Below are 9812 nucleotides of genomic sequence, written 5' to 3'. Positions count from 1 at the left end.
TGTCCGTGGCCATGAAAAGGTATCCACTGGTGGCCAAGTCGAGGTATCCAGTTTTGGCCAGATAAAAGTATCCACCCCGTGTTCGTCGTGTCGATCAGGAACTGCGGGCCCCGATGGTGACGGTGAAGGCGCCAACCAATCGCCATCACCATCGGGGAGTTCCATTGAAATCTGCGAAGGACCGCATGGACATCATTTCCGCCTACTACGAGCTCGGGTCCTACCGGGCCGCCGCCGCGGCGTGCGGCACCACCCACCCGACCGTCAAGAAGATCGTGGACAAGTTCGAAGCCGACCAGGCCGGGGTCGCGCCGCCACCTCGAGCAGAACGTGCTCACAATTACGACGCGGTCGTCGATCTGGTCGCCGAACGCGTCGAGAAGTCGCAGGCCCGGATCTCGGCCAAACGGCTGTTGCCGATCGCCCGCGCCGCGGGGTACGAGGGTTCCGGACGCAACTTCCGCCGTCTAGTCGCTGATGCGAAAGCGTTGTGGCGCAGTGAGAATCATTCCGGGCGCCGCCCAGCGGTGTGGTCACCGGGTGAGTACCTGGTCATCGACTGGGCCCAGGCCGCGCCGGGGCTGTTCCTGTTCTGCGCGGTGCTGGCGTTCTCGCGGTGGCGATTCGTCCGCTTCGCGACCGATCAACGCGCGTCCACGACGCTGGCGATGATCGCCGAAGCCTTGGGCGCGGTCGGTGGTGTTCCTGTTCGGGTACTGGCCGACCGGATGGCCTGCCTCAAGGGCGGGGTGGTCGCCAACGTGGTGGTCCCGACCCCGGACTACGTCCGGTTGGCGGGGCACTACGGTTTCGCACCGGACTTCTGCCACGCGAACGATCCCCGATCCAAGGGCATCGTGGAGAACCTGTGCGGCTACGCCCAGCGCGATCTGGCCGTGCCGCTGCTGACCCAGGCCGCCGTCGATGGCACCGCGGTCGACCTGCGGTCGGCCAACGCCGCTGCGGTGGTGTGGTGCGCCGAAGTCAACGCCGTGACCCATACCGAGATCCAAGCGATTCCCGACAATCGACTCATCATCGAACATGAACTGCTGCAACCACTCCCATCACTACGACTGCAGATCGGGGCGCCGTCGGTGCTGCGCAAGGTCGACCGGCTCTCCTGCGTCCGTTACGGGTCGGCACGCTACTCGGTACCAACCCGGCTCATCGGCACCACCGTGACCGTCGTCGTGGATCACGGTGCGCTCTGTCTGATCGAACCGGCCACCGGGGTGATGGTGGCCGAACACGAACTCGCCGCGCCGGGCAGCGCCTCGATCCTCGACGCGCACTACGACGGACCACGACCGGCACCGAACCGCGGACCACGCCCCAAAACCAGCGTGGAGAAGCAGTTCTGCGACCTCGGCGCCGACGCGCAGGCGTTCCTGGTCGGCGCAGCCGCAATCGGCAACACCCGGCTCGGATCGGAGTTGGAGATCCTGCTCGCCCTGGGCGCCGCCCACGGCGAGCAGGCATTGGTGGCCGCGCTGCACCGGGCGGTGGCGTTCCGACGGTTCCGCGCCGCTGACGTCCGTTCCATCCTGGCCGCCGGCACCGGGACGCCACAACCCCGCCCAGCCGGGGACGCGTTGATCCTGGACCTGCCGGTCGCCCCGACCCGCTCCCTGGACGCCTACAAGATCACCCCCGCCAAAGACGGTGAGGCAACGCCATGACCAAGACGTCGCCGGTGACCGCCATCGAACCTGTTGCCCCACAATCGGTCCCACCACTGGCCGCTGATCTGGATGCCGGGTTGCGCCGGTTGAAGTTGGCCGCCGTTCGGCGCACCGCACCCGAAGTACTGATCACCGCCAAGACCCAACGCTGGACCCCCGAGGAAGTACTGCGCACACTGGTCGAGACCGAGCTAGCCGCCCGCGATGCCTCCAACGTCGTCAACCGGCTCAAGGCCGCGGCGTTCCCCGTGCCCAAGACGTTGGAGTCCTTCGACGTGCCCGCCTCCACGATCCAGCCGAAGGTATTCGACTACCTGTCGACTCTGGAATGGATACGGACACAACAGAACCTGGCAATCATCGGACCCGCCGGCACCGGCAAGAGCCACACCCTCATCGCGCTGGGAACCGCAGCCATCCACGCCGGACACAAGGTGCGCTACTTCACCGCCGCCGACCTAGTGGAAACGCTCTACCGCGGCCTGGCCGACAACACCGTCGGCAAGATCATCGAATCCCTACTGCGGGTCGACCTGATCATCCTCGACGAGCTCGGCTTCGCCCCGCTCGACGACACCGGCACCCAGCTGCTCTTCCGGCTCGTCGCCAGCGCCTACGAACGCCGATCCCTGGCCATCGGATCACACTGGCCATTCGAACAATGGGGCCGGTTCCTGCCCGAGCAGACCACCGCCGTCAGCATCCTCGACCGCCTGCTGCACCACGCCACCGTCGTCATCACCGACGGCGACTCCTACCGCATGAAAGACGCCCAACACCGGAAGGACAAACCCACACCGACCTAAGAATCACCGCACGGGGTGGATACATTTATCCGGCCACCAACGGATACTTCAACTTGGCCATTGACACCAACACCGGAAGGACAAACCCACACCGACCTAAGAATCACCGCACGGGGTGGATACATTTATCCGGCCACCAACGGATACTTCAACTTGGCCATTGACATGGCGGCGTTCGACGTTGTAGAAGTTATCGATGTAATCGGCCATGGCGGCGGCTAATTCGATGGTGGTGGCCCACTTGCGGGTGTTGAGTAGCTCAACCTGCATCCGGGCCCAGAACGACTCCATGGCGGAGTTGTCGAAGCAGTCGCCCACCGTGCCGAATGAGCCGAGCAGGCCCCATCGCCGCATGTTCTCCCCAAAGCGCCAGGCATGACAGGAGACAATGAGCACATGGCAATAGGTCAGCCGACAAAGCGTTTGCTCCCGTCGATCGGGCTCATCGCAGCGGGCTTGATAACTGGCCTCGGTCTATACCTGTGCGTGATGTTCGCCATGGCGGCAGCGGGGTTCTACACGCTGTCGTTCGGAACCGGCAGTTTCGTGGCACTGCTCATCTGCCTCCTGATTGCCGGCGCTGCTGCGATCACAGCGAGACGAGATGCGGCTGACGAAGATACGGCCGACTTCCACCGGAAGATTCGGACTTTCGTGTTCGCGATGACCGCGCTGCAGGTGGTCCTGTGCATCTTCTTCGTCGCGTTCATGCCGAAGACGGTGCTGTTCCTGCCTCACAGCTGAGATCGCAAACCTGTGCGGCCGTTCCGTTGCGTATCCAAGCTCCGCCAGTGGACATTTGGACTGAGAATTGGACATGAGACTTGAGGAGCTGACCGGACCCCGTGAATTGGTCCACGTGATGTGTACCCGTGTTGTTGGTCCACGGTTGTGAGAGTCGAGGGCACAGTGATCATTAGGAGGTCACATGCCCCGTCAGTACTCGTCATCGGTGCTCCGGCAAATAGTTTCCCGGCTGCGGGCAGGTGAACCGGTGGCCGCCGTGGCGGTCGAAACCGGGATCTGTGAAGCGACCCTGTTCCGCTGGAAACGCCAAGCACTCATTGACGCCGGAATCATCGAAGGCACCCCAAGCGTGGAAGCCGACGAACTCGCGGCCGCCCACAAGCGCATCGCCCAACTCGAGGCCGAGCTGGTCCTGACCCGGGATGCGTGCGAGCTGTTCGACGAGCAGGCGGTGGTGCCCCCAAAACGCCGACGCGCGATCACTGAAGGGCTGATCGCGCGAGGACACTCGGCCCGGTCTGCCTGTCGGATAACGGGATTGGCGCGAACATTGCTGCAATACCACCGGCGATGTCCTGTTCCGGACCGCGAGGTGCGTCGACTGATCGTCGCCGACACGATCACTGAGATCTATCAGCGATCGCGCGGTACCTACGGTCGCAAGCGGGTCCGCGCTGCACTGCTGGCCGACTACGAGAGGAACGTCAACCACAAGCTGGTCAACTCGATCATGTCCGAGCACGGCCTCTACGGGCTGCCGCGCCCCGGGCGGCGAAAACCCAACCTGATCGATGTCTACACTCCCGTTGACCTGGTCAACCGGCGGTTCACTGCCACCAGGCCCAACGAACTATGGTGCACCGACATCACCGAACACCCCGCGCGTGATGGCAAAGGTCTACTGTTGCGCGATCCTGGACTGCTTCTCGCGGATGATCGTGGCCCGCACCTTCTCCACCACTCCCGACACTGTCCTGGTCAACAATGCCGTCAACATGGCTGGGGACAACCGAACGCGAAGTGGCCCAACGATTCTGCATGCCGACCACGGTAGTCAGGGCGGATTCAATCGGTTGTCGCAACACCGGCTTGTTGGAGCAAGAGCACCTGGCCCTCGAAGGCATACTGCCGTCAATCGGCACCGTCGGGGATAGTTTCGATAATGCTCTGGCCGAATCGGTGAACAGTAGCTACAAGACTGAACTCATCGACCATCAACCGCTCTATCCCGGCGCTACCGAGCTGTCCCTGGCAACGGCCGAATGGGTCGCTTTCTACAACCGTCAGCGACCCGGCGCTACCGAGCTGTCCCTGGCAACGGCCGAATGGGTCGCTTTCTACAACCGTCAGCGACCCAATGGCTATTGCCAGGACCTGACACCAGACCGGGCCGAAGCGCTCTACTACCATCGCCTCCAGCACCCTCAAACCGAGGAGGCACTCAAGTAACAGAGCCCCCGGACACACCGGGGCGGATCAAGTGGTTGGACTAGGTCTTTCCGCCACGGTTGACCACCTGCAGATCCTCTGCACGCACGGTGACGACCGCCAGGGTCTCGCCGTCGGGATCCGTGAACTCGACTTCATATGAAGCAGGCGCGTCCTGCGGCGGGTACTGCGTATAGTCCATCACGACGGCGCCCTCGGCTCCGGCGGGCAAGCCGTGCTCCGGCAGGGGTCGCAGCAGTCGGACGATATCGAGTTCTTCGGGTTTCATTGCGCAAACGCTTTCATCTCTTGGTGGGGATAGCGGTAACCAGTCGCACGACGCCGTCATTGTTGCGGATCCACGCAAACGTCACTTCGATGGTCTTGCCATTGGCTCCCATTATCGGGATCACCTGGTTGTACTTCTGGCCGAATTCGGTGACTCCCATTGGCACCGCCTTAGTCGAGTCGAACACGATCTGCGACTCAAGGGCGGCGGAGTTCTCCCTGGTGAAGCCAAGTGCCTGCTCGAACCACTTCGCCTTCGGGCCACCAACTGCGTGGTCCGGGTTGAGCAGGTAGGTTTCCAGCTTCCGCTTAATGCTCTCTCGCGAGAGGTTGGCGACTTCGGACGCCGACAGCCCCGCACCCGCGCCCCCGATTTCGGCCTTGAAAATCGTCGGCCGCGCCGACAGAAGGCCGCGTAGTTCGGTCACCGATCGGCCGGCGGCGCCCGCGGCACTCACCGCGGGCAACCCGGCAAGTTCTGCCGCGGCCCGGAACTCCCTGATGATGCGGGCGATCCGCGAGCCAGTCACCGTGAGTCGTGCCACGTCGACGACCTTCGAGACGGCTTCGCTCGCACCGGCTGTGAACGGTATGAGAACGGCGGCAAGGATTTCGGTGACAGCGATAGTCGCGCCGAGTTCGAGCATCTCGCTGAGGATCTTCGAGTGCGCATCATCGATGGTTTGCGCATAACTCGAGCATGCCTCGGCCGCGGCATCGTAACCGTCGGCGACGGCCTTGATTTGGTCCCGTTCCAGGATCATGTTTTTGATCAGGTTGGGAAACTCGGGCGACTGCTGGTCCATCAGCGGAGCGATCGCCCCCATTGAACTGGTTCCGCCGTTGACAAGGGTTGCCGCCGAGCGTAATTCGCGAGCTGCGGCATTCCAGGCGTCCTGGGCCGCCCGCAGCTGATCCTGATGCCCGTTGGGCCACAATTCGCCCTCGACGTACGCCGAAATCGTGTGCCACCACTCAGGCACGTCGCCGTGCCCACCTTCAGCAGACGGGACGCTCGGCTTTGCGAACGGGGGTGCGCCCATCGGTGGCATGGAAAGCACGGTCTCGTTGTTGATGGCCGACTCCCCATCGGCATTAATATGATTGATTCCCGTCGCGTACAACAGATCCGAGCACTGGCCCGCACCCTGCACGACCCCTTGCGACGCCTCCATCAAGTTGGTCACCAACGGGTCGTACTTGCTCGCCCAGGCCTGCGCGCCGTTATCGGTGCCTGCCATACCGGCCTTACCGCCTAGGGCGGTCGCAAGGGTGTTCACCGCCGATCCGGCCGCCGAACGAACGCCCATGTAGACGTGCGCCGCTTCCAGGACGACATCGGAATCGACGGCCTGCGTCACGGCCACATCTTGCTGTTGTGTTCAGCAACGCCGATGTAGTCGCGGTGGGCCCTGGCCGCGCTCTCCCGCAGGAAGTCGGCGCTCTCACGCATCTCCTGCGAAAGCCCCATCCATGTCTGGTGATACTCCTGCTGGCTTTCGGCGCCGACGCCAAGCCAGGTGCCGTGCAGCTCCGCGATCTGCCGATCCACCGCGGCGGCAGTCTCCTCAGCACGGGCATTGAACCGCTGCAGCCGTTCGGTGAAGGCCAGCAACTGCTCGAGGTTGACGGAATAGCGGTTCATCCCCTCGTTCCGTTCTGCCCCAGCGAGCCGAGTGCCGACGCCGCCTGATTCTCGTGCTCGACCAGCATCGACACCGACTGAACAAGCAGATCTGCGTGCTGCTCCAGGATGGCTGTAACAGCCTTGGCATCTTGGTGCCACTCGTCCCACGCCGGCTCGTAGGCCGATCCGGCCTTACCGATCCAATTCGGCGACAGGTCACTCCAGGTGCGGGCGATATCAGCGAGCTCTGCGCCCAGGTCGTCCGCCTGACCTGAAAGGAACTTTGCGGTGGTCGCCATCGCCTCGAGCTGTGCCTGCAGCACTCCGGACACATTCGCCTCTCAGGATCGCTTGCACATCGTCGGGGGTAGTCAAGGTGAGCAGCCGCGCTCGTGCAACTCACCCAGCGGTGAAGACGGCAGGACTGCGGGCACCGTGACAGACGTCGAGGGCCCCCCGGCGCCCCGGTGGCTGCACGTCTGCAAGGCCTTGTCAATCTCCACGCCCTATCGCCGGCGGTGTTCACTGATGGCGCGATTCAAGAAGATGATGATCGCCCGCGCCGCACCCGCGGCCGCCGATCACGAGGCCGGTGATGCCGCCGCGGCGGGCGCCTCGGCGAAGGCTGTTTTTTGCGGTGGCTCGGGCGGCGGTTAAGGAGTTACCGGCGCTGCCGCCGTCGGAGAGTGACCGGTTGGCTCGACTGCTCATAAACCCACCGTTTCCCAATGACTTGACATGCCAACTCCCTGAGGCGCGATAAAATGCGACGAACTGGTCGCGTCCTTTGGGAGTGATTGCAAGCCATGACCGCTCGCCGAGCACCGCAGATCTCCGCACGGAAACAACCCAGGCAGACCCGTTCAACTGAACTCGTCGCAACGATCCTCGAAGCCGCTGCTCAGGTTCTGGCCAACGAGGGAGCGCAGCGCTTCACCACAGCACGAGTTGCCGAATGGGCCGGGGTCAGCGTCGGATCGCTCTACCAGTACTTCCCGAACAAGGCGGCACTCCTGTTCAAGCTGCAGGCCGACGAGTGGGTGCAGACAGGGGAAATGCTGCGGGGCATCCTGATCGAGGACGGCCGCAAGATGCCAACCACACGGCTGCGCGCTCTCGTTCACGCCTTTGTTCGTTCAGAGTGTGACGAGTCCGCACTGCGGAAAGCACTCAGCGATGCCGCGCCGCTTTATCGCGACGCGCCCGAAATGCAGGAGGCCCGAGCTGCGGCGGTCGGCATCTTTCAGGCGTTCATGCAGGAGTTGTTGCCTAACGTGCGCACGCAAACTCGCGTGCTAGCCGGCGACCTGATCGCCACCACACTCACTGCCGGGGCGAAGGAGTTCTCCGAACGGCCCCACACCCCCGCGGAGATCACCGCCTACGCAGAGGCAATGGCGGACATGTTCTGTGCCTACATCACTGAACTGGCCTAACGAAGACCACCGTAAAACCTGACGAACGTCGGCCGTCTCACCGCGGGCCCGAACGGTTGCGTCCCGCCGACCAGGGTAATTCCATCCGTTCCAGCACACCGGCCGCATTCCCCAAACGCGAATACCGAATGCGAATGAATCGTCGTATTCTTGCGGTACGCACGAACTTGGTAAAGCCCAGGTTGACTACCGATGTGCCCGCCGAATGCAAGAGCACGGTCGAGGAGACTCATGAATGCTGAAAAGAAAGTCTTGATCTGCGGCGGCGGTATCGCCGGACCGGCATGTGCGTACTGGCTGCAGAAGTACGGCTACATCGTCGTCATCGCCGAGAAGGCGGCGAGTTTGAGGGACGGCGGTCAGAACGTTGACGTCAAAGGAGCGGGTCAACGTGTCATCGAAGAAATGGGACTCGCTGAGATTATCGAGGCGAAGAACACCATGGAGGAAGGCCACAAGTACCTCGGCGCGGATGGTCGTGTGATCGGGGTCTTCCCGAAGGGTGCGCTCGGGACTCTCACCCGCGATTTCGAGATCCTCCGCGGTGATTTGGCTCAGATTTTCTATGACGCCACCCATGACCGGTGCGAGTACCGATTCAACACCGCTGTGGCGCATCTTGAAGACAAAGAGGACTGCGTCTCAGTGACTTTCGATGACGGTGCCGTTGAAGAATTCGAATTTGTGGTGTGCGCCGAGGGCATCGGATCCTCGACCAGGCAGATGGTCATGGCCGAACACGTTCGTTTTCGCTACCTCGGCGCTTACATGGCCTACTTCAACATCCCGAAACATCCTGGCGATGATCACTGGGCTCGTGTGGTCCACGCACTGGGCGGGACGTTCCTGGCGCTGAGACCGGGTACCGACACAGAGACGACGGCGTTGGTCACCTTCCTCGCCGACGATGTTGGTGTCACCCCCAATGACCCCACCTCTCGAAAAGAACTGTTAGAGAAGGCACTTACAGGGCGGGGGGCCATCGCCGATCGAGTGCGCGCAGATCTCGACGCTGTTGGTGACTTGTACTTTGGACCGATGAGTCAGGTCGAGGCATCACGTTGGTCGAGGGGTCGGGTCGTGCTCCTGGGTGACGCCGCGTACTGCCCCACGCCCTTCACTGGCTCCGGTACCGGGTTGGCCCTCGTCGGCGCTTACATACTCGCCGGTGAGGTCAAGGATCGGCGCAATCTAGCTGAAGCGTTTGCCGCCTACGAGAGAATCGTCCGCCCCTACGTAGAGACCGCGCAGAAGCAGTTGAACCCCAGAATAATCCGCTTCTTGCACGTCAAGACTCGACTGGGAGTAGCAATCATGCACACCATCTTCAGAGTCCTCGCGCTCGACGCTACGCAGCGGCTGGCCAAGCTCGCCGCTACGAAGCGTGACAAAAAGAAGCCTGCCGATGATTTCCTCCTGCCCGTCTACACATAGATTCCGAGACCGCCCACCCAACCACTCATCACGCGGTCGTCAACTGAGACAAGATCCGATCGATCTCGAATCTTTAGTAATGGGACAGCGAGGCCATCGTGCTGCCTGTTGCGGATCTTGGATCGCTCTGGGCGCGATGATGCGGGGTGTGCCAAGTTGATTCCGCCGGCGATGGGTGCCGGGGTCGTCGTTTCGGACGCCTAACCGTCGGTGCCCGCGGGAACGTCAGCCGTGCTGTGGCCGTGGCTGTCTGACGCCGAGGCTGTTGTGCAGGCTTTCGATGACCCAGAGATCCAACGTTGACATGTGCGGCGCTTCGATTCCGTGGATGAGGCACGCAAGTGGATCACTGGCTGGACGG

General features: G+C 62.7%; 10 protein-coding genes and 3 pseudogenes. 8 read left to right on the top strand and 5 right to left on the bottom strand.

Annotated features, from left to right (window positions below):
- Positions 1 to 164 precede the first annotated feature (164 nt).
- The gene (gene istA / locus H7J73_RS09670) at positions 165 to 1682 is read left to right on the top strand and encodes an IS21 family transposase (RefSeq protein WP_264067089.1); all 1518 of its coding nucleotides are present in this window, start codon (positions 165 to 167) and stop codon (positions 1680 to 1682) included.
- Positions 1679 to 2491 (top strand): IS21-like element helper ATPase IstB, encoded by an 813-nt coding sequence (istB, locus tag H7J73_RS09665; protein WP_264067088.1) that lies wholly within the window; start codon positions 1679 to 1681, stop codon positions 2489 to 2491. Before istA ends, istB begins: the two co-directional genes overlap by 4 nt.
- 165 nt (positions 2492 to 2656) lie before the next feature.
- Here the strand turns inward: istB and H7J73_RS09660 are convergent.
- Positions 2657 to 2842: pseudogene (locus H7J73_RS09660) on the bottom strand (integrase core domain-containing protein); the annotation flags it as partial.
- Between the two features lie 45 nt (positions 2843 to 2887).
- Here H7J73_RS09660 and H7J73_RS09655 point away from each other — a divergent pair.
- The 3 genes and pseudogenes from H7J73_RS09655 to H7J73_RS33975 form a co-directional block, all read left to right on the top strand.
- The gene (locus tag H7J73_RS09655) at positions 2888 to 3235 is read left to right on the top strand and encodes a hypothetical protein (RefSeq protein ID WP_264067087.1); all 348 of its coding nucleotides are present in this window, start codon (positions 2888 to 2890) and stop codon (positions 3233 to 3235) included.
- A 184-nt stretch (positions 3236 to 3419) separates the two neighbouring features.
- Positions 3420 to 3941: pseudogene (locus H7J73_RS33845) on the top strand (transposase); the annotation flags it as partial.
- A 196-nt stretch (positions 3942 to 4137) separates the two neighbouring features.
- Positions 4138 to 4531, top strand: a pseudogene (locus H7J73_RS33975) (transposase); the annotation flags it as partial.
- Between the two features lie 196 nt (positions 4532 to 4727).
- On the opposite strand, the gene H7J73_RS09640 reads toward H7J73_RS33975, so the two are convergent.
- From H7J73_RS09640 to H7J73_RS09625, 4 genes are read right to left on the bottom strand one after another with little or no spacing between them, the layout of a single operon-like run.
- Positions 4728 to 4955 (bottom strand): DUF4926 domain-containing protein, encoded by a 228-nt coding sequence (locus tag H7J73_RS09640; protein WP_264067085.1) that lies wholly within the window; start codon positions 4953 to 4955, stop codon positions 4728 to 4730.
- A 13-nt stretch (positions 4956 to 4968) separates the two neighbouring features.
- Positions 4969 to 6315: a DUF6883 domain-containing protein gene (locus H7J73_RS09635; RefSeq protein ID WP_264067084.1), complete on the bottom strand. Its 1347-nt coding sequence runs from the start codon at positions 6313 to 6315 to the stop codon at positions 4969 to 4971.
- Positions 6312 to 6599: a WXG100 family type VII secretion target gene (locus H7J73_RS09630; protein ID WP_264067083.1), complete on the bottom strand. Its 288-nt coding sequence runs from the start codon at positions 6597 to 6599 to the stop codon at positions 6312 to 6314. Before H7J73_RS09630 ends, H7J73_RS09635 begins: the two co-directional genes overlap by 4 nt.
- Complete coding sequence (locus H7J73_RS09625) at positions 6596 to 6904, bottom strand: WXG100 family type VII secretion target (protein ID WP_264067082.1); 309 nt, start codon at positions 6902 to 6904, stop codon at positions 6596 to 6598. Before H7J73_RS09625 ends, H7J73_RS09630 begins: the two co-directional genes overlap by 4 nt.
- Positions 6905 to 7109: 205 nt before the next feature.
- Here H7J73_RS09625 and H7J73_RS09620 point away from each other — a divergent pair, with 205 nt between their 5' ends.
- The 3 genes from H7J73_RS09620 (at position 7110) to H7J73_RS09610 (ending at position 9451) form a co-directional block, all read left to right on the top strand.
- Positions 7110 to 7238: a hypothetical protein gene (locus tag H7J73_RS09620; protein WP_264067081.1), complete on the top strand. Its 129-nt coding sequence runs from the start codon at positions 7110 to 7112 to the stop codon at positions 7236 to 7238.
- A 149-nt stretch (positions 7239 to 7387) separates the two neighbouring features.
- Positions 7388 to 8017 (top strand): TetR/AcrR family transcriptional regulator, encoded by a 630-nt coding sequence (locus H7J73_RS09615; protein WP_264067127.1) that lies wholly within the window; start codon positions 7388 to 7390, stop codon positions 8015 to 8017.
- Between the two features lie 231 nt (positions 8018 to 8248).
- On the top strand, positions 8249 to 9451 hold the full coding sequence (locus H7J73_RS09610) for an FAD-dependent monooxygenase (RefSeq protein ID WP_264067080.1): 1203 nt from the start codon (positions 8249 to 8251) through the stop codon (positions 9449 to 9451).
- Positions 9452 to 9812 lie beyond the last annotated feature (361 nt).

Source organism: Mycolicibacterium komossense, from assembly GCF_025822605.1.
In the GTDB taxonomy this organism is placed as follows: Bacteria; Actinomycetota; Actinomycetes; order Mycobacteriales; family Mycobacteriaceae; genus Mycobacterium; species Mycobacterium komossense.
This window is presented reverse-complemented; position numbering and strand designations above follow the sequence as displayed.

Coding starts and splice junctions, on each gene's coding strand:
- H7J73_RS09655 (WP_264067087.1), top strand. CDS start 2,888: ATGGCAATAGGTCAGCCGACAAAGCGTTTGCTCCCGTCGATCGGGCTC.
- H7J73_RS09610 (WP_264067080.1), top strand. CDS start 8,249: ATGAATGCTGAAAAGAAAGTCTTGATCTGCGGCGGCGGTATCGCCGGA.
- H7J73_RS09620 (WP_264067081.1), top strand. CDS start 7,110: ATGGCGCGATTCAAGAAGATGATGATCGCCCGCGCCGCACCCGCGGCC.
- H7J73_RS09615 (WP_264067127.1), top strand. CDS start 7,388: ATGACCGCTCGCCGAGCACCGCAGATCTCCGCACGGAAACAACCCAGG.
- istB (WP_264067088.1), top strand. CDS start 1,679: ATGACCAAGACGTCGCCGGTGACCGCCATCGAACCTGTTGCCCCACAA.
- H7J73_RS09630 (WP_264067083.1), bottom strand. CDS start 6,599: ATGAACCGCTATTCCGTCAACCTCGAGCAGTTGCTGGCCTTCACCGAA.
- H7J73_RS09640 (WP_264067085.1), bottom strand. CDS start 4,955: ATGAAACCCGAAGAACTCGATATCGTCCGACTGCTGCGACCCCTGCCG.